At 56.4% G+C, this 23,686-nt stretch carries 17 protein-coding genes and 1 pseudogene; 16 read left to right on the top strand and 2 right to left on the bottom strand.

Going from position 1 to position 23,686, the window contains the following annotated elements; all coding sequences use genetic code 11:
• Positions 1–9 precede the first annotated feature (9 nt).
• Positions 10–1,308, bottom strand: a complete 1,299-nt coding sequence (locus GTU79_RS17180; RefSeq protein WP_203523209.1) for an O-acetylhomoserine aminocarboxypropyltransferase/cysteine synthase family protein — start codon at positions 1,306–1,308, stop codon at positions 10–12.
• Between the two features lie 427 nt (positions 1,309–1,735).
• Between GTU79_RS17180 and nifH the strand changes: the two are divergent.
• The 9 genes and pseudogenes from nifH (at position 1,736) to GTU79_RS17140 (ending at position 11,604) form a co-directional block, all read left to right on the top strand.
• Positions 1,736–2,585 (top strand): annotated as a pseudogene (nifH, locus tag GTU79_RS17175) (nitrogenase iron protein).
• An 89-nt stretch (positions 2,586–2,674) separates the two neighbouring features.
• Positions 2,675–4,186, top strand: a complete 1,512-nt coding sequence (locus tag GTU79_RS17170; RefSeq protein WP_214513185.1) for a nitrogenase component 1 — start codon at positions 2,675–2,677, stop codon at positions 4,184–4,186.
• 163 nt (positions 4,187–4,349) lie between these two features.
• A complete protein-coding gene (locus GTU79_RS17165) occupies positions 4,350–5,567 on the top strand; it encodes a nitrogenase component 1 (RefSeq protein WP_214514164.1) in 1,218 nt (405 codons plus the stop codon).
• A 158-nt stretch (positions 5,568–5,725) separates the two neighbouring features.
• Positions 5,726–6,751 carry a sugar ABC transporter substrate-binding protein gene (locus tag GTU79_RS17160; RefSeq protein ID WP_214513184.1) on the top strand — a complete coding sequence of 342 codons (1,026 nt, stop codon included), beginning with the start codon at positions 5,726–5,728 and terminating at the stop codon, positions 6,749–6,751.
• The gene (locus GTU79_RS17155; RefSeq protein ID WP_253073336.1) at positions 6,741–7,985 is read left to right on the top strand and encodes a sugar ABC transporter ATP-binding protein; all 1,245 of its coding nucleotides are present in this window, start codon (positions 6,741–6,743) and stop codon (positions 7,983–7,985) included. Before GTU79_RS17160 ends, GTU79_RS17155 begins: the two co-directional genes overlap by 11 nt.
• Positions 7,969–8,292, top strand: a complete 324-nt coding sequence (locus GTU79_RS30550) for a sugar ABC transporter ATP-binding protein (RefSeq protein ID WP_253073335.1) — start codon at positions 7,969–7,971, stop codon at positions 8,290–8,292. The genes GTU79_RS17155 and GTU79_RS30550 overlap by 17 nt, the downstream gene beginning before the upstream one ends.
• Entirely contained in the window at positions 8,289–9,320 is a 1,032-nt protein-coding gene (locus GTU79_RS17150) for an ABC transporter permease (protein WP_203523203.1), read from the top strand. Before GTU79_RS30550 ends, GTU79_RS17150 begins: the two co-directional genes overlap by 4 nt.
• Positions 9,313–10,299 (top strand): ABC transporter permease, encoded by a 987-nt coding sequence (locus tag GTU79_RS17145; protein ID WP_253073334.1) that lies wholly within the window; start codon positions 9,313–9,315, stop codon positions 10,297–10,299. Before GTU79_RS17150 ends, GTU79_RS17145 begins: the two co-directional genes overlap by 8 nt.
• A gap of 321 nt (positions 10,300–10,620) precedes the next feature.
• Entirely contained in the window at positions 10,621–11,604 is a 984-nt protein-coding gene (locus GTU79_RS17140) for a sulfonate ABC transporter substrate-binding protein (protein ID WP_203523202.1), read from the top strand.
• A 213-nt stretch (positions 11,605–11,817) separates the two neighbouring features.
• Here the strand turns inward: GTU79_RS17140 and GTU79_RS17135 are convergent, their stop codons facing one another.
• The gene (locus GTU79_RS17135; protein ID WP_203523201.1) at positions 11,818–13,737 is read right to left on the bottom strand and encodes a sigma-54-dependent Fis family transcriptional regulator; all 1,920 of its coding nucleotides are present in this window, start codon (positions 13,735–13,737) and stop codon (positions 11,818–11,820) included.
• A gap of 311 nt (positions 13,738–14,048) precedes the next feature.
• Between GTU79_RS17135 and ssuD the strand changes: the two genes are divergently transcribed.
• The 7 genes from ssuD (at position 14,049) to GTU79_RS17100 (ending at position 23,681) form a co-directional block, all read left to right on the top strand.
• Complete coding sequence (gene ssuD / locus GTU79_RS17130) at positions 14,049–15,221, top strand: FMNH2-dependent alkanesulfonate monooxygenase (RefSeq protein ID WP_214513183.1); 1,173 nt, start codon at positions 14,049–14,051, stop codon at positions 15,219–15,221.
• Entirely contained in the window at positions 15,221–16,651 is a 1,431-nt protein-coding gene (locus GTU79_RS17125; protein ID WP_203523775.1) for an FAD/NAD(P)-binding protein, read from the top strand. The genes ssuD and GTU79_RS17125 overlap by 1 nt, the downstream gene beginning before the upstream one ends.
• Before the next feature lie 103 nt (positions 16,652–16,754).
• Positions 16,755–18,185, top strand: coding sequence for an LLM class flavin-dependent oxidoreductase (locus GTU79_RS17120; protein ID WP_253073333.1), 1,431 nt, complete (start codon positions 16,755–16,757; stop codon positions 18,183–18,185).
• A gap of 270 nt (positions 18,186–18,455) precedes the next feature.
• Positions 18,456–19,916, top strand: a complete 1,461-nt coding sequence (locus GTU79_RS17115; RefSeq protein ID WP_203523199.1) for an MFS transporter — start codon at positions 18,456–18,458, stop codon at positions 19,914–19,916.
• Positions 19,913–21,151 carry an acyl-CoA dehydrogenase family protein gene (locus tag GTU79_RS17110; RefSeq protein WP_203523198.1) on the top strand — a complete coding sequence of 413 codons (1,239 nt, stop codon included), beginning with the start codon at positions 19,913–19,915 and terminating at the stop codon, positions 21,149–21,151. Before GTU79_RS17115 ends, GTU79_RS17110 begins: the two co-directional genes overlap by 4 nt.
• Positions 21,152–21,651: 500 nt before the next feature.
• On the top strand, positions 21,652–22,488 hold the full coding sequence (locus GTU79_RS17105; RefSeq protein WP_203523197.1) for an epoxyqueuosine reductase: 837 nt from the start codon (positions 21,652–21,654) through the stop codon (positions 22,486–22,488).
• Between the two features lie 242 nt (positions 22,489–22,730).
• A complete protein-coding gene (locus tag GTU79_RS17100; RefSeq protein WP_214513182.1) occupies positions 22,731–23,681 on the top strand; it encodes an aliphatic sulfonate ABC transporter substrate-binding protein in 951 nt (316 codons plus the stop codon).
• Positions 23,682–23,686 lie beyond the last annotated feature (5 nt).

Below are 23,686 nucleotides of genomic sequence, written 5' to 3'. Positions count from 1 at the left end.
ATAGCCAGGCTATTTACTGGCCTTGAATGCCTGTTCGATGTCCGACTTCAGGTCATCAATATGCTCAATGCCCACCGAGATCCGCAGCCCGGCCGGCGTCACCCCGGCCAAGAGCTGCTGCGCATCGCTTAACTGTTGATGGGTAGTGGCCGAAGGCTGGATAATGAGGGTCTTTGCGTCCCCCACATTTGCCAGATGAGTAATCAGTTGCAGGCTATTAATAAAACGGCCGGCACGCTCTTTGCCGCCGCGGATTTCCACGGACAGCACGCCGCCAAATCCCTTTTTCAGGTATTTATGGGCAATGTCGTATGCCGGACTGGAGGGTAACCCCGGATAATTCACGCTTTCCACTTCGGGATGTTTTTCCAGCCAGCGGGCCAGTTCCAGCGCGTTAGCCACATGGCGTTCTACCCGCAGGGAGAGCGTTTCCAGCCCTTGTAAAAGCAGGAAGGCATTGAAAGGCGACAGCGTGGGGCCGAAATCACGCAGGCCTTCCACCCTGGCGCGGATAATAAACTGTATGTTGCCCAATTCACTGCCCGGGCCAAAGACGTCGTTATAAACCAGGCCGTGATACGCTTCTGATGGCGTTGAGAATTGCGGAAATTTGCCGTTGCCCCAGGGATAATTGCCGCCATCGACGATGACGCCACCGATGCTATTGCCGTGACCCCCGATCCATTTGGTGGCGGATTCCACCACCACATGTGCGCCGTGTTCAAGGGGACGAAACAGATATCCGCCGGCGGCGAAGGTGTTATCCACCACCAAAGGCAAGTTATGTTTTTGCGCCAGCTCGGCGAAATGGTCGAAATCAGGAAAACCCAGGCGTGGATTGCCGATGGTTTCGAGGTAAAGGGCTTTGGTGTTTGCATCAATCAAGCTTTCAAAGCTGTCGACGCTATCATCCTTGGCAAAGCGGGCCTCCACCCCTAGGCGTTTGAATGATAGGTGAAATTGCGCCCATGTGCCGCCGTACAAGTTGGGGGAGGTGACAAAATTATCGCCGGCCTGGAGGATATTGTTTAACGCGATGAATTGCGCGGCCTGGCCGGACGCCACCGCCAGCGCGGCAACGCCTCCCTCCAAGGCGGCAATGCGCTTTTCAAATACGTCTGTGGTGGGATTTTGAATCCGGGTATAGATATTGCCGAATTCCCGCAATGCAAACCGGTCCGCGCCCTGCTGGGCGTTCTCGAAAGCATAGGAGGTGGTCTGGTAGATTGGCACCGCCCGCGCCCCGGTCGTGGGATCGGGTTCTTGGCCGGCGTGAAGCTGCAAGGTTTCAAATTTTAAGGATGTCATAATATAGTCGCAATCAGGTAGAAGAGTCAGGACTTCAGAAAAACATAGGTGGGATAATTTGTTAACTGACTAAAAAGGATATTGATTGTTAATTTCGTACTATGCTTTTTTTTCTAAATAAATTTCTGAAGATATATTTATTCTAGTGATTAAATCAAATTGATATCAAATTAATATTTTTCCGCAATTTTCTTAATGCATGTTTATATCAATTTTCCACAAAGAACATATTTAAGGATTGCAAAGAGTCCCATGGGTAACTTTACATATGAATATGCGGATTGATTAGTTTGTTTGGCTATGAGAAATCCTTAGACTCAAAACTCTCTTATGGCACAGGGGATTGTTATCGTGAGCACTGCTCCCGTGGACGCGGTTATTTGCTGCCTAACGCTCGTGATAAATGTGATAACAGGGGAATTCATTTATGGCGGAACATACCTTAAGACAGATTGCGATTTACGGCAAAGGCGGTATCGGAAAATCGACGACCACGCAAAACCTGACCGCGGGCCTCGCTGAACTCGGCAAGCAGGTTTTGGTCGTTGGCTGCGATCCAAAGGCTGATTCAACCCGGCTTTTGCTGGGGGGGCAGGCGCAGAAGACCGTATTGGATACCTTGCGCGAAATCGGCGGCGGAGTCGTGGAATTGGAGCGCATTCTGAAAAAGGGCTTCCAAGGTACGCGGTGCGTGGAATCCGGCGGCCCGGAGCCGGGCGTCGGATGTGCCGGGCGCGGCATCATCACCTCCATTGGGCTTTTGGAACGACTGGGGGCATACACGGAGGATTTGGACTATGTCTTTACGATGTTTTGGGCGATGTGGTTTGCGGTGGATTCGCCATGCCCATTCGCGAGGGAAAGGCCAAGGAAATTTACATTGTCGCCAGCGGGGAAATGATGTCGCTTTATGCGGCTAATAACATTGCCAAAGGTATCGAAAAATATGCGAAAAAGGCGATGTGAGGTTAGGCGGTATCATTTGTAATAGCCGCCAGGTAGATGGTGAAATTGAATTGCTCAAGGCTTTTGCTGAAGAGCTAAATACTAATCTTATTTATTTTGTGCCGCGCGACAATATTGTGCAACGGGCTGAAATTAATCGTAAAACGGTTATCGAATATCGGCCGGACGCCGCACAGGCCAATGAATATAGAGGATTGGCGAAAAAAATAGAAGCCAATACGAGATTCTCTATTCCAACGCCAATGACGCAAGAGCGTTTGGAAGAAATTTTCAAAGAATTTGGGCTCATCGCCGCCCTGGCGGAAGATTAGCGCTGGTAATCCTACCGTGGCCGGCTGGCGCGACCAAGGACCGTTCGCTTATATAGCTTATAAACAGAGAATTTAAGAGAGGACTCGGTATGCCCAAGAAGATTAATTTAGACATTGCGGAAGTTGAAAATCGCGAGCAGCGGTTGGGAACAATTATTGCCTGGTCGGGCACCGCCAGTGAGCTGCATAAACAATCCAATTTCGAGGCGAGGGGCTGTGGCGGCGGTCCGGGGAAGGGCGGCTGTCAATTATGCGAATTAGAAGGGCCGTTTACCCAGGGTTCGGTGTGCAGTGAGCAGATGGTTGAATGCCAGGCGGGACATGTGCGCGATGCGGTGCTCATTCAGCATGCGCCTATCGGCTGCGGGGCGGGTCAGGTTCCCTATAATTCAATCTACCGCAACGGACTGGCCATGCGCGGGCACCCGGTTGAGAACATCCACTGTATCACCACCAACTTGCTGGAAAATGATTTGGTCTTCGGCGCATCGGATAAACTGCGGCAGTCCATAGATGACGCGGTGGCGCGCTATCAGCCCAAAGCGGTGTTTCTTTCCTCTTCCTGCGCCACCGGCATTATCGGCGAGGATATGGAAAGCGTTGCCAAAGAAAAGGAAGAGCAATACAGCATTCCGGTGATACCGCTGGCGTGCGAAGGTTTCCGTTCCAAGCATTGGAGTACCGGGTTTGATGCGGTGCAGCATGGCATCTTGCGCCAGATCGTCAAGCGTAATCCGCAAAAGCAGGAGGATTTGATCAATGTCATTAACCTCTGGGGGTCGGATGTTTTTACGCCGATGCTGGCCAACCTCAATCTGCGCGTCAATTATGTCATTGATTTAGCTTCGGTTGACGATTTAGCGCAATTGTCGTCAGCCGCCGCCACGGTGGGTTTTTGCTATACGCTGTCTTCCTATATGGCCGCGGCGCTGGAACAGCATTTCGGCGTACCGGAAATCAAAGCGCCTATGCCGTATGGTTTTGTCGGTACGGATGCCTGGCTTAGGGAAATCGGCAAGGTCACGCACAGAGAAGCGCTGGCGGAAAAATACATTGCATCCGAGCATGCGCGCGTCGCCCCACGCATAGCGGAACTAAAGGAAAAACTCAAGGGTATCAAGGGATACGTGGCGACCGGTTCCGCTTATTCACACGCGCTGATTCAGGTCTTGCGGGAACTGGGCGTCCAGGTGGATGGTTCGTTGGTATTTCATCATGATCCGGTCTATGACAGCGGAGATGTCAGGGAAGATTCCCTGGGACATTTGACCAAAAATTATGGCGATGTAAAACATTTCCAGGTCAGCAACCGCCAGCAGTACCAGCTCTATGGTTTTCTGCAACAGGTCAAACCGGATTTTCTGTTGATTCGTCATAACGGACTGGCGCCTTTGGCCTCGCGTTTGGGTATTCCGGCGGCTCCGCTGGGGGACGAGCATATCGCCATCGGCTATCAAGGGATCATTAATCTGGGTGAATCCATTCTGGATATTCTGGCGCATAAGAAGTTTCATGACGATATTAAAAACATGTCAAGCTGCCTTATAAAAATGGTGGTTGGACCAAAAGACCCTATATCTTGGCGCGGCATCCGGAATTAATTGACGATTAGAGGAATGTAGTGATGGTGGATATTATATGCGAGCAGACAAATTCAATCAGTCAGGTGCGTTATGGCTGTGCGCTCGGCGCCATGCATTCGGTAGAGGCGATTCCGGGTGCTATTCCCATTGCCCATTGCGGCCCGGGATGCGTGGATAAACAATACATGGCCCTGAGTTTTACAACGGGTTCCAGGGCGGCGGCTATGCCGGCGGCGCCGTTGCCCCTAGCACCAATTTACGGGAGAACGAGGTCATTTTCGGCGGGGCCGAACGCCTGGATAATCTTATCAAAGCCACCCTGAAGATGATGGAAGGGGATTTGTTTGTGGTGCTGAACGGCTGCATAGGTGAAATCGTCGGCGATGATGTCGCTTCAGTGGTGAGCAAATTCCAGGATCAAGGCGTACCGATTGTGTATGCTGAAACCGGAGGCTTTAAGGGTAACAATTTCATCGGGCATGAAATCGTTACGGAGGCCATTATTGATCAATACGTTGATAAATATGCCGTAAATAAAGATAAAAAAATCAAGGGACTTATCAACGTTTGGGCGGAGCTGCCTTTCCAAAATACGTTTTGGCGCGGGGATTTACAAGAACTAAAGCGTATTTTGCAGGGGGCCGGATTCAGGGTAAATATTCTTTTTGGCAACGGGTCCGCCGGTGTGGAAGAATGGAAAACCATCCCAAACGCCCAGTTTAACCTGGTGGTTTCGCCTTGGTTGGGACTGCAGACGGCGATACACTTGAAGAAAAAATATCAACAGCCTTATCTGCATATCCCGATTTTACCCATCGGCGCCGGCCAGTCGGCGGAATTCCTGCGCCAGGTGGTGGAATTCGCGGGCATTGATAAGCAACAATCAGAAGAATTTATACGGCATGAAGATGAGCAATATTATTATTATCTGGAGTCCTTTACCGATTTTTATGCCGAATACTGGTGGGGGCTGCCGGCATCCTATGCCGTCGTCGGTGATAGCGCCTATAATCTGGCGCTCAATAAATTCCTGGTCAATCAGCTGGGGCTGATTCCGGGCAAACAAATCATTACGGATAATGTACCGGAAAAATACCGGGCGCAAATCGCCTCTGAGTATGAACACCTGGCCGACGATGTACGTTCGGATGTGGCCTTTATCGAAGACGGCTACCTGGTGGGGAAGACGTTGCACTCTGTGGATTTTGGACATAAGCCGCCGATTCTTTTCGGTACCACCTGGGAGCGCGATACGGCAAAGGAATTGCAGGGATATATCGTGGAGGTGGGATTTCCGGCCTCCTATGAAGTTGTCCTGAATAAGAGCTATATCGGTTATCGAGGGGCGTTGACCTTATTGGAAAAAATCTTTACCACAGCTATTAGCAAGAGCGCTTAGCCACCCCTAATAAAACGGGGTTATATTTTTTTGAAATTCATTCAACCTGCTGGCTATTTCTATTTATCCGGTCAATGCGTTGGTGGAAAGCTTTAACGCGTTAACACCCATAATGTTATTTGAAAATTCCACACAGGATAATCAGGGGCACAATAAAAATGATAATAGATAAAAACAAGCCAAAGGATGAAGAAGGAAATAAATGCCGCCGGATACTGGCGGGCCCGCTGGCCGCTATAGCCATATTGTTTGCGTTGCCCTCGCTGGCGGAGCAGCAAAATAATGATGTCCCGTCATTGAAAGGTAAACATATCGGCATTACCGTCGCCGGCACCGAACATTACTGGGATCTGAAAGCCTACCAAGGGCAAATAGATGAAGTAAAACGTTTGGGCGGCACGCCCATTGCGCTGGACGGCGGCCGCAAGGACGCGCAGCAAATCGCTCAGATTCAGACGCTAATCGCGCAGAAGCCGGATGCCATCATTGAGACGCTGGGCACCGCGTCGGTGCTGGAGCCTTGGCTTAAAAGAATTCGCGCCGCCAATATTCCGTTATTTACCGTTGATACCGCCAGCCCGTCAAGTATTAACGTGACGACCTCGGATAATTTTTATATTGGCGAGCAGCTGGCGCTAAAGCTGGTCAATGATTTACACGGTGAAGGGAATATCCTGGTATTTAACGGTTTTTATGGCGTGCCGGTGGTTGCCATGCGTTATGACCAGTTACGGGCGGTGCTGAAATGGTATCCTAAAATCAACATTATTCAGCCTGAGTTACGGGATGTCATTCCCAATACCGTACAGGATGCCTATGGCCAGATCGGCCAATTATTAAATAAATACCCGAAAGGATCCGTACAGGCGATTTGGGCCGGGTGGGATGTTCCGCAAATCGGCGCGACTCAGGCGGTTGACGCTGCCGGCCGCACCGAGATCAAAACCTATGCGGTGGACGGCAGCCCGGATGTGGTTTCGCTGGTGAAAGATCCCAAATCCAGCGCCGCGGCGGTTATTGCCCAGCAGCCCTACTTGATCGGCAAAACCGCCGTTCAGAGCGTTGCTCGCTATCTTGCGGGCGATCGGTCGCTGCCGCCTGCCACCTATGTACCGGCCATTCTGGTAACCAAAGAGAATGCGGCCGAGGTGCAAAAAACCTTGGGCCAGAGCGATGGAAAATAATCCGCCGCTGCTGACGCTGAACAATATCAGCAAAGCCTTCAACGGCGTCCCGGCGCTGCGCGGCGTCTCGCTGTCGCTGCAGGCCGGCAGCATCCATGGCCTTATCGGCCATAATGGCGCGGGCAAATCGACGCTGATTAATATTCTCGGCGGTATTTACCCGGCGGACAGCGGCGAGGTAAGCGTGGCGGGGGAAAGGGTCTCTATCGGCTCTCCGCGGGCGGCTCAGGCGCTGGGCATTGAAATTGTCCACCAGGATCGCCTGCTGGCGCCGACGCTCACCGTGGCGGAGTCGCTGTTATTGGGTGAAGAACCCCGGCTCGCCGGCCTGCCGCTGCTGCATCGCCGCAGAATGCGTCGCGAGGCGCAGCAGGCCATTTTCACGCATTTCGGCATGATGCTGGATCCGGACCGCCTGATTGCCGAACTCAGCGTGGCGGAGCAGCAGGTGGTACAGATTACCCGCGTTTTGCGCCGTTCACCCCGCATTCTGGTGTTCGACGAGCCTACCGCGGCGCTGGCGAGCCATGAGGCGGCCTCGTTGTTTGCCGCCGTTCAGGCGCTGCGCTTGCGCGGACTGGCGATCCTGTATGTTTCCCATTATCTCAATGAAATTATTGAACTCTGCCAACAGGTCACCGTGTTGCGCGATGGCCGCGATGTGGCCCGGCACCCGGTGAGCCAGATCCGCGTGCAGCAGCTGATTACCGCGATGGTAGGGCAGGAGCAAAAAAACCGGCTGCGGCGCGAGACGCAACCTGAGGGCGAGACGCTGCTGCGGGTACAAGGCCTGTCGGCGCCGGACCGTTTTCAGCAGGTCTCTTTCAGCGCGCGGCGCGGCGAGATCCTTGGTATCACCGGCCTGCTCGGTTCCGGCGGTAAAGCGCTGCTGCGCGCGCTGTTCGGCCTTGAAAACGGTCTATCCGGCAGCGTAAAGCTGAACGGCCGCGCTTTTTTACCGCGCTCGCCCCGTGACGCGGTAGCCCAGGGGATCGCCTTTGTACCGGAAGATCGCCGTATCAACGGCATTGCCCTTGATCTCAGCGTCCGCGAGAACATCGCATTGACCATCCTAGGTGCGCTGGCGCGACACGGCGTGATCCATAGGGGACGTGAACGCGCGCTGGTTAAGGAAAACGTCAGCGCACTGCAGATTCGAACGCCGGGCATCGAGGCGCCGGTGCGTCAGCTGTCGGGGGTAACCAGCAAAAGTGGTATTGGCCAAATGGCTTAACACCGGCGCGGCGCTCTATTTATTGGATGAACCGACGGTGGGGGTTGACGTTGCCGCCAAAGCGGAGATTTACCAAGAGTTGGATCGGCTGGCGGCCCGCGGGGCGCTGGTTATCATCTTTTCCACCGACCTGCTGGAGCTGCAGACGATAACCCATCGCATCCTGGTGCTGGCGCGCGGCCAGTTGGTAAAAACCCTCGATGCCCGCCAAACCGATCACCAGGAAATCCTCGCCTGGGCCACCGGCGCCGTTAATCAGCAAACGCCGGCCGAGGCGGTGTTGCCCGCCGGAGTGGCTATGTCATGACAGATCTATCGCCGAACGTGCGCGGCGCCGGTTATACGGTGCGTCCATCACTCGCCGCCCAAGCCGGCCGCTATTGGATGCCGGGCGGGGCCATACTGATTATCGTGGCGGTATTGGCCGTGTTCGCCGTACTTTCGCCGCTGTTCCTGACCTTGGGCAACCTGGGCAACGTGTTGCAGCAAACGGCGGTCATCGGCATCCTGGCCATTGGCCTGACGCTGGTATTGATAGGCGGCGGTGCCCATTCGCTGACCGGCGGCATCGATCTTTCCATCGCGGCCAATCTGGGCCTGTGCGCCGCCGTGTATGCCGTCTTGCTCAGGCAGGGGTATGTTTCGGGCCTGGCGATGCTTGGTACGCTGCTGACCGGGGTAGCCCTTGGACTGCTCAACGCCGCGGCGGTGGTTTGGCTGCGTATTTTACCGCTGCTTGCCACGCTGACCACCATGAATATCGCCATCGGCCTGGAGATGGTCATCACGCAGAATGCCCCGGTGCCGGCGACCGGCGCACTGCTGGACCTGCTTATTTCAGCGGGGCCGTTGGCGATTCCCTGGCTTTCCTGGGCCTTCGCGCTGGCGGCGCTGCTGTTTATTGTCCTGGCGCATTTCACCCGTTTCGGCCTGCGACTGCAGGCGGTGGGAGGGTATCCGTTGGCCGCGCGGGCGGCGGGAGTGGCTGTCTTTCGCTATGTCGCCCTGAGCTATGTGCTGTGCGGTCTTTGCGCCGGTATTGCCGCCCTGGCCTCGGTGGCGGTGCTGAGCGGCAGCTCGCCGGGTTCCAACGACAATTTGCTGATGGTCATTGCCGCCGCGCTGCTCGGCGTGGTGTTCTCGCGGCGGCTGGTGCCCACCATCGGCGGCACGTTGATAAGCGGACTGTTTCTTACGCTTATCGCCAACGGCTTTCAGCTTATCAATATCTCAAGTTATTGGATTAACGGCGTGGAGGGTGTGCTGATCTTGCTGGTGGTCTCACTTACCGCACAGCTTCGCCGCCGTCAGCAGAGGAGAAAAGTCAGTGTTTGAGATAACCGCGCCGGCGACGCCGGCAAAAAACGGCTACGGTAATTTGCTGCGGGTGGTGATGGCGGCGACCTTCTTGGCGCTGCTGCTGTTTTTCACCCTCTACGCGCCGGGCTTCGCCACCTTATCCAACGTTGAAAGCGTGCTGCTGAACAATGTCGCGCCGCTGGCCATCGCTTCCCTTGCGATCACCGTCGTCGCGGTGCTGGGGGCGGTAGATCTCTCCATAGGCACCGCAATCGATTTTGCCTGTCTGGTGCTGGTGACGCTGATTTTGCATAAGACAGGGCTGACGCTGGCCGTCACCGCGGCGCTGCTGGCGGCACTCGGCGTCGGGTTGTTCAATGCGTTTTTGGTGGTGGTGCTCGGCGTCGAGCCTTTTCTCGCCACCCTGGGCACGCTGTTTATCGGGCAAAGCGTGCAGCAACTCTCCTCGAACGGCGGCCAACCCATCTATCTGCTCAGCCAGGCGTTGCCGCCGTCCTTTTCCGCCATCGGCCACGGGACACTGCTGGGGATTGCCTTGCCGTTGTGGTATGTGCTGCTGTTGGCGGTGGCGCTGCATCAGCTATTGCAGCGCACAGGTTACGGCCGCGCCTTCAGCGTGCTGGGCGCGCAGGCCAGCGTGGCGCGCTATTCGGGCCTGCCGGTGCCACGGCTGACGGCTGCGGCCTTTGTGCTCAGTTCGCTGATAGCCGGGGTGGTAGGGCTGATGCTCGCCTCGAATGTCAAGGCCTGGGTGCCGCTCTCGGGTAACGCTTATTTGCTTAACGCTATCGGCGCCGCTTTTATCGGGGCTACCTTCTCCGCCTCGCGCCGGCCAAATGTTCCCGGCACGCTGCTGGGGGTGGGGCTGCTGAGTTTTGTCGCCAACGGCCTGCTGCTGATTGGCTGGAGCTTTTACTGGCAGCAGGTGGCGACGGGAGTATTAATCTTTATCGTGCTGGCGGTAGGCGCGCTGCGCGGCCGCAGCCAGCTATAAATGTACCCGTAGGAGAGGATAAAAAACCTCGCTTTTCAGCTTATATTTAATTCATTCATAGTTAATCGTGAATAAAGATGATAGACAATTAATTGCTTCTTCTTTAAATAGATAATATGGATATATCTATTTTATTTAACTACAAATGTCTATTTCTGCTTTGTATAGTTGCTTTTAGCATGACCTGTACGAGGGTGTGTCCCGCCATAAGAATATTTATTGCTAAGACTAGGGTTATTTTTATTTCACAGGATTTTACCCTGCCTATATTGTTGGGGCTGATTCATCTGACATCACAACACATAATAACAGGAAGGTTTTATGACCTATGGATATTCTTTGGCGCGACGCGCCCTGCGCTTGACGATCGCTTTGCTTGCCATGGGCCTGTTTAGTCAGGCGCTGGCCGAGGGGCAACCCCTCAAGCAGCTGAATATCGGTTTCCAAAAAGCCAATATTCTCGCGTTGCTTAAAGCCCGCGGTACGCTGGACGAAGCGCTTAAAAAGCAAGGTATCGCCACCCATTGGACCGAGTTTACCGCCGGTCCGCAAATGCTCGAGGGCCTAAACGTCGGCAGTATCGATCTGGCCGCCACCGGCGATGCCCCGCCGGCTTTCGCCCAGGCGGCCAAGGCCGATTTGATTTATCTGGCGCACAATATTCCCAATCCGAAAACCGAAGCGATCCTGCTGCCGAAAGATTCAGCGGTGCGGAGCGTGGCGGATCTTAAAGGCAAGCGGGTGGCGCTGAATAAAGGCTCCGATGTGAATTATTTGCTGGTCGAAGCGCTGAAAAAGGCCGGCTTGGCCTATAGCGATATTACGCCGGTTTACCTGACGCCCAGCGATGCGCGGGCGGCATTCCAACGCGGCAGCGTTGATGCCTGGGTGATTTGGGACCCGTTTTACGCCGAGGTTGAAACCAACGCCGGCGCGCGCCGGCTCCAGGATGCCGAGGGCATAGTGCCACACTACACATTCTATCTCGCCAGCCGGCGGTTTGCCGAAGACCATCCCGACATCGCCAAACTGGTCGTTGAGCAGTTGGCCCAATTGAGTACCTGGGCCAACGATCATCATGACGAGGTGGCGCAAACCCTGTCCAAAAGTACCGGTCTGCCGCAGCCGATATGGCTGCGGGCGCTGGCGCGGATGCCTTTTGGCACCGAACGCATGACTGACGATGTATTCCGCCAGCAGCAGACGCTGGCGGATACCTTTACCGGCATCGGCCTGATCCCAACGAAAATCGACGTCAACCAGGCGCGCTGGTCGCAGGATAAAAATACTCACGCCGGCCAATAAGCGGGGGAAGGAACCTATAAACGGGAGCGGGATTTTAATCGAGTCCCGGCTATGGGTCCACGTCGCCGCGTTACAGGGCTTTTTTGCCATACGCCGGGGGCGTCGACGACCTGTCCCGGATGTTATCCGTTAGGGATTGTCAGGGCAGCCCTACCGCGGTGCGAACGAAAATCGCTTTGGGGATCTGTCCCGAATGTTATCTATTGGGGAGGGTCAAGGCAGCCATACCGCATTGCGAACGAATATAGCCTTGGGGATCAGGCCCAGCGCGTAGAACCTGTCGGCGATTTTTTGCTGCTCGCGGATAACGCGGGCATCAATGGCGCGCGTTTCGTGGCTGCAGCGCGACAGCGCGACTTCCAGGGAGGCGGGGGGCAGTCCCAGCTCAATGGATAAATACTGCGCCGCTTCTCCCGGCGACGCGGCAATATACCGGCCGGTTTGCTGCAATAATTGGATTATCTGCTGCACGATATCACCAGATTGTTCCGCAAATTGCCGGCGTGCCAAATAGAATTGCTGATTAAGCACCAGATGCGTGCCGTCGGCAACCACCCGCATATTTCCTGAACCCTGGGCATCGCTTAATAACGGATCCCACATCATCCAGGCGTCCACCGACGTAACATCAGTTTGGGTAAGCGGATATTTAGGCGGGGCATAGACAATGCGCACATCGTCCATTGACAGCCCATGCTCTTCCAGTATTTGAATCAACAGGTAATGGACATTTGAACCTTTATTTACCGCAATACGTTTTCCTTTCAAATCCGTGCCGCCGCGGATAGGGCTGTCAGCGGGCACCACCATCGCCACGCTCTGGGGCGCCGGGGGTTCATAGGCGATATAGACCAGCGATGAACCCTGTGCCTGGGCAAAGATCGGCGGGACTTCTCCGGTGGTGCCGAAGTCAATTTCATCGCTGGCCAGGGCATGCAATAATTGTGGTCCCGCGGGGAATTCGCTCCAGAGCACGTTGACGTCCTGGGCCGCGAAAAGCTGTTCAAGGCTCTGGCGCGCCTTCAGGATCCCAAGGTTGCCGTACTTCTGGTAACCGATGCGAATCTCCCGGTCGGGGGGCGGGGCGGCGGTAGTAACGCCCCGGACGGCTAGCGATGTTTCTTTGCGCCGTGGTTTGACCAGACCGATATGCGCCAGATGGGTGCGCAGTGAGTTACGGCTGATACCCAGCAGGGCGGCGGTCTGGATTTGGTTGCCACCGTTAAGCTCCAGGGCGCTTTTCACCAGCGTCGTCACCAGGCGATCGAACAGCCGGGCCGGTTCTTTACGCAGCTGCCGGCGAATGAACTGTTCCAAATCGCGATCGTGGCCGCTATCTATGTTGTTGTGGCTGATGTGCTCATTGAGCCTCAGCTGTTGCGGCATGATAAGCGCGCCCTTGCTGAGCAGCACCGCGTTATGCAGGGTGTTTTCCAGTTCGCGCACGTTGCCCGGCCAGGGATGGGCCAGCAGCATTTGCAGAGTTTCCGGCGCCAGCCGAGGTTCGGGACGGCCCAAACGCCGGGCATACAGCCGCAGGAAATGACCGGCCAGCACCGGGATATCCTCCGGACGCCGGCGCAGCGGCGGCAGGGTTACGGCCGCGACATTCAGCCGATAGTACAAATCTTCGCGAAACTGCCGTTCACGAATGGCATTGGCCAGGTCCACATGCGTGGCGGCGATGACCCGCACATCGATTTTAATGGGTTTGCGTGAACCGACGCGGGTTATCTCGCGCTCTTGCAGTACGCGCAGCAGTTTAACCTGCAAGGGCAGGCTCAACTCACCGATTTCATCCAACAGCAATGTACCGCCCCCGGCCGCCTCGAACCATCCCTGATGGCCGCTCACCGCGCCGGTGAACGCCCCTTTTTCATGGCCGAACAATTCCGACTCCGCCAGGCTTTCGGTCAGCGCGCCGCAGTTGACCGCCAGAAAAGGCCGATGGCTACGCAGGCTATGGTGATGCAGGTAACGAGCCACCACCTCTTTACCGGTCCCGGTTTCGCCGACGATAAGCACGGTTGCCTCCGTCGGCGCGAGGCGATCAAGCACGCTTTGCAGCGCTTGCGACGCCGGGTCGATAAGGTCGGGGGCGGCGGGAGAAAACGCGGGTTGCGGATGCGGCATAAGACGGCTCCAGGTCATTTGGCTGAACAGGAAATCAATTCGCCACTACATGGTTGCTGGCCGAAAAAGCTTATCTCAAGGCACCCGGCGGGGCGAGGCATTTCCCCGAGCCCGCTGCTGCCAATGCAGCAATCTTCGACCCCGTCGTGTTGCATAGGCAGCAGCGGGGGGTGAAAGCCATCACCTCAAAAGGTTGATATATATCAAAAAAAACACATCCCAACGTTGGCATGCCTTGTGCTATCTCTTTTATAACCAAAGGCTAATCGGCTTTCGATAAATTACGAATATAGTTATATAGGGATTGCATAATGAGCCAGCCAAGCAGCGATGAAATAAACGTATTCTGGTTTTTGCCCACCCATGGCGACGGACGCTACCTGGGCACCACCGAGGGCGGTAGGCCGGTGGATTTAGCTTATCTCCAGCAGGTGGCGCTGGCGGCGGACAACCTGGGTTATTACGGCGTACTGATCCCCACCGGCAAAAGCTGCGAGGATTCATGGCTTATCGCCGCCGCCCTGGCGCCCATTACCCGCCGCCTGCGTTATCTGGTGGCGGTGCGTCCGGGCCTGCAACCGCCAAGCCTCGCGGCACGGATGACGGCGACGCTCGATCGTCTCTCCGAGGGGCGATTGCTGATTAACGTGGTGACCGGCGGCGATCCGGTGGAAAACAAAGGCGACGGGATCTTCCTGAGCCACGCCGAGCGTTACGAGGTGACCCATGAATTCCTGACGGTTTACCAGCGTCTGCTGAAGGGCGAAAAGGTGGATTTCAACGGTAAACATATTCATGTCGAAGGCGCTGATTTTTTATTCCCGCCGGTTCAGCCCGACGGTCCGGCGCTGTTTTTCGGCGGCTCCTCCCCCGAGGCGATTGAGGTGGCGGCCGGACAGATTGATACCTACCTGACCTGGGGCGAACCGGTCGGGCAGGTAGCGGAAAAGCTGGCCGAGGTGCGACGGCGAGCCGAACAGCGGGGGCGCACCTTGAACTATGGCATCCGGCTGCATGTTATCGTGCGGGAAACGGAGCAGGAGGCCTGGGCCGCCGCCGACCGGCTTATCAGCCATCTGGACGATGACACCATTGCCGGCGCGCAGAAAATTTTCGCCCGCATGGACTCCACCGGTCAGCGGCGCATGAGCGCTTTGCACGGCGGATCGCGCGACGACCTGCGCATAGGTCCCAATCTCTGGGCTGGCGTCGGCCTGGTGCGCGGCGGGGCGGGCACCGCGCTGGTGGGCAGTCCGCAGCAGGGGGCCGAACGCATCCGTGAGTACCAGGCGCCGGGGGTTAAAAATTTCGTACTGTCAGGGGATCCCCCTTTGGAAGAGGCGCATCGTTTCGCCGAACTGGTCATGCCGCTGCTGCCCCTGGCACCGCACGCGCTTCATGACGTGCGCGGCGTCAACACCGGCCCCTTCGGCGAAACCATCGGTGGGGACAAACGTCCCGGCAAGACCGGCAAGGGTTCATGATGGCCGTCCATCCGCATATCGTTATTATCGGCGGCGGTTTTACCGGCACCGCGCTGGCTATCCATCTGGGACGCCAGGGACGGCTGGCCGGGGATGTCACTGTTATCGAACCGCGCGCTATGTTGGGCTGCGGCGTGGCATATTCCACCCGTGATCCGGCCCATCGCATCAATGTGCCGGCGGATAAAATGCAGCTTTCCGCCGCCGAAGAGGGGGATTTTGACCGATGGTGCCGCGCCGGTGATGAGCTGCCGCGGGATCCCGAGGCACTGTGGCGTGATGGCAGCCTGTATCCGCAGCGCGGCGCGTTTGGCCGTTACATCGCCGAGCGCTTTAGCGAAACCGCCGCCGCCAGCCGCCTTAACCTGCATCACCTGCGCGATCGGGCCATAAGCCTGCAACCAGTGCCTGGGGGAGCGATTGTCACCACCGCCGGCGGCGTGCGGATCCATGCCGACGCCACGGTACTGGCCATAAGTCACCCGCCGCCGGCGCTGCCATCGCAGATTTCAAAGGAGGTGGGACAACATCCGGCATTGATCGCCAATCCCTGGCAGGACAATGCGCTGGCGGCGATAGGAACCCGGGATGAGCTGGTGATTATCGGCACTGGATTGACCATGGCCGATGTGGCGGCCTCGCTGCAATTGCGCGGACATCGCGGCCAAATTACCGCCTTTTCGCGCCGCGGCCTGCTGCCGCGTCCAAATGTTACCGGCGACTATCCGTCCTGGCCGGTTGAGCCGCCCCTTGCCGCCCCTGAAACCGTGCGCCGCTGGCTGCGCCGGATACGTCGGACCGTCGTTGCCGCCGCTGATGCCGGGGTCCCCTGGCAAAAGGTCATCGACGACGTGCGCGCCAACGGGCAGACGCTCTGGCAGCGATTGCCGCCGGTGGAACAGCGGCGGTTCTTACGCCATCTGCGCCCCTATTGGGATGTCCATCGGTATCGCATCGCGCCGCAGGTCAGCGCCTTGCTGCGGCAACGGCGTGATAACGGCACGTTGCGCGTGCTGGCCGCCCGGCTGGACAAAATTGCTGGCGGCGAAAAAGATCTTACCTTGCAACTGGCCCTTCGGCAGGGCGGCGCCGAGCGCGTGGTGGCCCAGAAGGTCATCATTTCCACCGGGCCGGCCCACGGGTCGCTGATCAATAGCCTTCCGCTGCTGCGCGCGCTGGCCGGACAGGGCCTTATTGTTGCGGATCCCTTGGGGCTGGGGCTGTGGGTGAACGCAGACAGCCAGGCCATCGGCAGCGACGGCCTGGCCGACCCGCGCCTGCTGGTGGCGGGGCCGGCGGCGCGTGGTCGTTTTGGCGAACTGATCGGCTTGCCGCAGGTGGCGGAACATGCCCAGGCCCTTGCCACCCAGCTGCTTGCCCTGTTGACCTCACCCGCCCTCGACGGGCGATGTCCCCTTTGTCGGCGTTAGTTTTGGCAGTTAAAACCCGGGCCTGCTTTTTGGCTATCCGATAATTATGACCCCGCCGGCCCTGCCTGGACGAGGGGATTGCAACCCTGGAGAATATAATAGTATGCCATCGCAACGAGAAATTCGCCTGAACGCGTTTGATATGAACTGCGTCGGCCACCAGTCGCCGGGTTTATGGGCCCACCCCCGCGACCGCTCCTGGCAATACAAAGACCTTGAGTATTGGGTCGATTTGGCGCGCCTGCTGGAGCGGGGAAAATTCGACGGCCTGTTTATCGCCGATGTGCTGGGCGTCTATGACGTGCTGAACGGCAACGGCGATGCGGCTATACGCCAGGCCACTCAGGTGCCGGTCAACGATCCGCTGGCATTGATCACGCCCATGGCGCTGGTCACCGAACACCTGGGCTTCGGCCTGACGGCTTCGCTCTCGTTCGAGCATCCTTATCCATTTGCGCGTCGGCTGTCGACGCTGGATCATTTGACCAAGGGACGCATCGGCTGGAATATCGTGACGTCATATTTGGAGAGCGGCGCGCGCAATATCGGCCAGCGGGCGCAAACCGACCATGATGCCCGCTATGACTATGCCGACGAATATCTGCAGGTAATTTATAAGCTGCTGGAGGGGAGTTGGGAAGAGGGCGCCGTGCTGCGCGACCGCGAGCGGCGCATCTTCAGCGATCCGGCCAAAATCCATCCCATCAACCACCAGGGAACGTTCTTCCAGGTGCCGGGAATCCACCTGTGCGAGCCTTCGCCGCAGCGCACGCCGGTGCTGTATCAAGCGGGTGCGTCCAGCCGGGGTAAACAGTTTGCCGCCGAACACGCCGAATGCGTGTTTGTCGCCGCTCCCTCTAAAGTATTACTGAAAAAAACCGTGGCGGATATTCGCCGCCGCGCCGCCGAAGCCGGCCGCGATCCCCGGGGCATCCTGATTTTCAATCTACAGACCGCCATCGTTGACCAAACCGACCGGCAGGCGCAGGCGAAGTGGAATGAGTATAAATCCTATGTCAGTTATGAGGGCGCTCTGGCGCTGATTTCCGGCTGGACCGGCATTGATTTTGGCCAATATCAACCAGAGCAAGTGCTAAAACACCTGCATACCAATGCCATTCAGTCCGCGGTGGAAACCTTCTCCACCGCCGATCCGCACCGGCAATGGACGGTACAGGGGCTGGCGGACTGGGTGGGCATCGGGGGGTTCGGCCCCCTGCTGGTGGGCAGCGGGCAGACGGTGGCGGACGAATTGCAGTCCTGGGTCGAAGAAACCGATGTCGACGGTTTTAATCTGGCCTATGCCGTGACGCACGAGAGCTTTAGCGATGTGGTGGAGCATCTGATCCCGGAACTGCAAAAGCGCGGGGTCTACAAGCGCGACTACGCCGCCGGCACGCTGCGGGAAAAACTGTTCCGGCAGGGTCCACGCCTGTATGCCCCTCATCCGGCGGCGGGCTATCGTCACACCGGTCCCGTAGCGGCCGCGGATGGCCTCGCTGCCGACAGGCTGGGGGACGGACGCCATGGTTGAAATACTACCGCCGGCCCGTAGCGGTATCAGAATTCCATATACCGAATATGATACGGGTTAGGACTGTTTCGCCTGGAAGTTAATTATATCACCCAACTGCAGCCGTAAATAAATACGGCGGCGGTAATATTACCGTCGTTTTTAAAATACGTGACGGCTTTTATTTTTACCCAAATGTAGTTTGCGTATTTAATAATGTTTTTTCATCATTTGTTTTAATAAAAATATTTTTTTATAACGGGTGTCTATTAGCAATATAGTGAGGATATTATGAGTGCGATAAATATAGATGATCTTTCCCCCGAAGCGGCGTTTCCATCGTCGCCGGTAGGCTCGGTCAGCGATGTGGCACGGCTGATTAATACCCGCAGCGATAATAGCAGCTATGCGCGTATGATTGTATTTCTGGCGCTGGGCGGGGTATTTCTCGATGCCTACGATCTTACCACCCTTTCTTACGGTATAGATGATGTGGTGAGGGATTTCAGCCTGACGCCGGCCCTGACCGGGCTGGTCACCTCATCCATTATGATCGGCACCATCATCGGCAATCTGGTGGGCGGTTGGCTTACCGACCGGTATGGCCGCTATTCGATTTTCATGGCCGATATGCTGTTTTTCGTAGTCTCGGCCATTGCCGCGGGACTGGCGCCGAACGTCTGGGTATTAATCGGCGCGCGTTTCCTGATGGGGATCGGTGTCGGCATTGATTTGCCGGTGGCCATGGCCTACATGGCCGAATTTTCGAAATTCGCCGGCAAGGGCAATAAAGCGGCCCGGCTTGCCGCCTGGTGCCCAATGTGGTACGCCGCCTCATCGGTGTGCTTTTTTATCATTTTCGGCTTCTATTTCCTGCTGCCGAAAGAGCATATCGATTGGCTATGGCGCGCGTCGTTATTGTTTGGCGCGGTGCCGGCGCTGTTGATTATCGCCGTGCGCCGCAAGTTTATGAATGAATCACCGCTGTGGGCCGCCAATCAGGGCGACTTGACGGGCGCGGTACGCATCCTGCGGGATTCTTATGGTATTCAGGCCCATGAGGTGGCGGTGGAAACGCCGGCGCACAAGGCGATAAAACCGGCCAGGGTCAGCTTTCGGATACTGTTTGAAAAGCCCTATCGTGAACGGACCATCGTTGCCGGAGTGATGAATGTCTGCATTTCTTTTGAATACACCGCGATTGCCTTCTTCCTGCCGTCTATCCTGGCGCAGTTCCTTGGGGCCGGGGTATTCGAAACCATTTCGGCGTCCCTGGGACTCAACGCGCTGTTTGCCTTTACCGGCGGTCTGCTCGGTATGCGTTTGGCCTGGAAATACCCGTCGCGCCATGTGGCGATCGCCGGTTTTGCCCTGCAGTTCATCGCGCTGATTGCATTGGCCCTGATTGGTCATCCGCAGGCAACGGTCGGCATCGTTTTTGCGATATTGATGCTCGGGCTATGGCTGTTTGCCGAAGGCTTCGGCCCCGGCGCGCAGCTGATGATCTATCCGGCGCTCTCTTATCCCACCTCAATACGCGCCACCGGCGTCGGTTTTAGCCGCTCGCTTTCCGGTATCGGCAGCGCGTTGGCGCTGTTTATCCTGCCCATCCTCAAGGCCGGTCTCGGCACCGATATGTTCTGGGTTGTGTCCCTGTGCGCCATTTTGCCGATTATTTTCCTGCTGGCGGTGCGCCATGAGCCCACCCGTCAGGACATTGACGACCACGACGAGGTTACGGAGGCACCATGACAGATAAGCATTTGATTTCCAAGGGAACGGATTACGCACAGCTTGCCGCGCGGTTCAGACCGATCTTCAGCAAAATCGCCGCGGGCGCTATCGACCGCGAAAGCACGCGTTCGTTGCCCACGGAACCGATTCGCTGGCTGAAGGAGGCGGGGTTCGGCACGCTGCGCATCCCTAAAGAACAGGGCGGTTACGGGGCCTCACTGCCACAGCTGTTTCAGTTATTGATTGAGCTGGCGGAGGCGGATTCCAATCTGCCGCAGGCATTGCGGGCGCATATAGCCTTTGTGGAAGACCGGCTGAACGCACCTGATTCCCCTGAACGCGAACAGTGGTTTCGCCGTTTTATCGACGGAGATATCGTCGGCAGCGGCTGGACGGAGATCGGCGAGGTAAAACTCGGTGAAGTGAAGACCAAGGTCACGCCGTCTGAACAAGGCTGGCGGCTGGACGGGGAGAAGTTCTACAGCACCGGCGCGCTGTTTGCCGACTGGATTGACGTATTCGCGCAGCGTTCGGACACCGGAGGCAGTGTGATTGCCCTGGTGGGCACCCACCAGGCGGGGGTGCTGCGGGAAGATGATTGGGATGGCTTCGGCCAGCGTACCACCGGCAGCGGCACCACCCGTTTTCATCATGCGCAGGTGGCGCCGGAACATGTTTATGATTTTGCCGACCGCTTTCGCTACCAAACCGCGTTTTATCAACATGTGCTGCTGGCGACGCTGGCGGGTATCGGCCGGGCCGTACAGCGCGATGTGGCGCAGGGCGTACGCAGCCGCCGGCGCATCTACAGCCACGGCAACGCGGATTTTGCCCGCGATGATGCGCAGATTCAGCAGGTGGTCGGGCAAATAGGCGCCTGGGCCTTTGCGGTGGAGGCCACCGTATTGCGCGCCGCCGACTCCTTGCAGCAGGCTTATGAGGCTCATTTCAGCGGCGACGGGCAGCAAGAGCGCCAGGCCAATATCCTGGCGGAAGTCGATGCCGACAAGGCCCAGGTTATCGCCACGCAGTGGGTGCAGCGTGCCGCCGGCGAGCTGTTTAACGCGCTGGGTGCGTCGGATACGCGGGCGGCAAAGGCGCTGGACAGGCATTGGCGCAATGCGCGCACCCTGTCATCCCATAATCCGGTGATCTATAAAGCGCGTATCGTGGGGGACTATCTGATTAACGGGCATGAGCCGACCTTTATCTGGCAAATCGGCAACGGACCGGATAAACCCGTACCGGCTTAGCCGCCGGCATCACTCCAGGACGACCAAATGCCAGAAGGTGCGTCGGGCCGGGGAGATGAGTAGCGCAATATCCCCATCGCCGTACCGCCGGAAGGAAAACTTATTTTATTTTTCGCTAAGGATATATTTTTCTAACACCGTAGTAGCAAAAAAATACATTATGTATCACCGATAAGTCATTATTTCCACATAATAGTGTTTCACTGCATTTTAATTTACGGGCGTTATTCATTTCTTGGCGATTTTCCCCATGACGGTGCATGGGTAGGCAGTATAAGGTATTTTCCGGCAAAGCATAGCCTAAAAAAATCGTTGCCCATAATCGCTATCGCTTTATAAATTAGGCAGTACTAATTATTCAAGCAATGGCGGTTTTTGGGCCGATAGTTATTACCGCAGCGTTTAACGATGGATAAATTTGTCAGAATAAATTTCTGGGGAATAGTACGCCCGTTTGTGGCCGGTAATAGAGGTAAAAAAACAAAGGGGTATTTCCGGGTATGGACGAAGTGGGTTTGAAAAGAAAGATTATACGCGAAGCCAAAAAGCTTGGCGCGGAGCTGGTGGGGTTTGCACCGGTCTCACGCTGGAGCGAGGCGAATGAACTGCAACCGCAGTATTGGCCGCAAGCTATCTGGAGCAAAACCCAAACCGTTATCGTGCTGGGTGTTCCCATGCTGCTGCCGATTGTGGAAAGCACGCCATCCATCAACCATACAGTATTGTACGACACGACGAACACCCTGCTGGACCAGATGGGCTACCGGCTGGCCGTATACCTGAATAATCTGGGCCACGCCTCCATTTTTATGCCGCGCGATGGCTATGGCAGCCTGGATATTTTATTGAAAAAGATGCCGGCCTGCTTTAGCCAGGTCTACGCGGGTAAATATGCGGGCCTGGGCACCATTGGTTATAGCCACAATCTGCTGAATCCGAAGTACGGGCCGCGGGCCCGTTATGTCTCGGTGCTGACCTCGGTGGAAGTGAAAGGCGATGCGCTGGTGGAAGGCGAGCTGTGCAAGAAAGGCTGCACGGTCTGCTCCCAGCTTTGTCCTGCGCAGGCAATGAGCGAGCGGCCGGGCTCGCGGATTTGCGAGCTGGACGCTATTAAATGCACGCAGTTTCACCAGGTATTGCAGTCGGAGAATCGTTGGCCTTGCGGCGTGTGCGCCAAGGTGTGCCCGGTGGGAGAAGACCGCAAGCTTTATGGCAGCCTGAGCATTCGCCTGTATCAGAAAGAGCGGGCGGCGATCGAAAAAGATCCGTCCCACCCGGATTACAAGCATTTGGTTCATATGCGCGAGCATGGCTCAGGGGGCGACCGGAAATACTGATTCTTCCAGATATCCAACGACTCTGATAACAGGCGTTAAAAATGGAATGCAGCTCTCGTTGAGCCCGGTTAACGTGCGTTGAAAACGAGATATGACCATACACTCGAATTTATCCCCTCAATTTGGCGAGTTGCAGGAAAGCCCCCCTATCTGCAACGTGAAGTATGACGGGTATTTTCATTGACGATTTAAGGGAGAACACAGTGAAGGTACGTTCACGAGCCGTTATGGTAGCGATTCTTATGACTATGGGTTTGAGTTCGCTTACCGCTTGCAAAAAGGAAGCCGAAACAAAGCCGCAAGTTATCAAGCTGGATTACGCCTATTACAACCCGGTGAGCTTGGTGCTGAAAGACAAGCATTTCCTGGAGGACTCACTCGCTAAAGACGGTATTTCCGTGGAGTGGACACTGAGCCAGGGAAGCAACAAAAGTCTGGAACTGCTGAACAGCAAGAGCGTTGATTTCGGATCCACCGCCGGCGTGGCGGCCTTTATTGGGAAATCAAACGGCAACCCCATCAAAACCATTTATGTCTATTCGCGCCCGGAGTGGACGGCGCTGGTGGTGCGCAAGGACAGCCCGATTACCAAGGTGGAAGACTTGAAGGGCAAAAAAGTGGCCGTCACGCGCGGTACCGATCCTTATGTGTTCCTGCTGCGCTCCCTCGACCAGGTCGGCCTGACGGAAAAGGATATCGAACTGGTGCCGTTGCAGCACCCCGATGGCAAGAACGCACTGGAACGCGGCGACGTGGACGCATGGGCGGGACTCGATCCGCTGATGGCGCAAGCGGAAGTGGAGAATGGATCCAGGCTGTTCCATCGCGACGTGGCGCTCAACAGCTATGGCGTGCTGAACGTGCGCGAGGCGTTTGCCAAGGAGTATCCGGCCTATGTCGCCCGGGTATTGGCGGCCTATGAGAAGGCGCGGTTATGGGCGATACAAAATCCGGCGGAGTTTCGCGCGCTGTTCGTGCGGGACGCGAAAATCAGCGATGCGATTGCCGCTAAAGTGCTGGAACGGACAGACCTGGGCAGTTCGACGCTGGGGGATGAGCAAAAGAAAGTGATTGCCGCCAGCGGAGACGTACTGAAGAAGAGCGGCGTTATCAGCGGTTCAACCGATGTGAATGCCACGGTTAACGATCTTATCGATCCGCAGTATGTTCATCAAGTCATCGCAGCCAAATAGGAAAC

Source organism: Sodalis ligni, assembly GCF_016865525.2.
GTDB classification, from domain to species: Bacteria; Pseudomonadota; Gammaproteobacteria; order Enterobacterales; family Enterobacteriaceae; genus Acerihabitans; species Acerihabitans ligni.
Note: the sequence above shows the minus strand (reverse complement) of the source record. Positions and strands in the feature narration are given on the sequence as shown.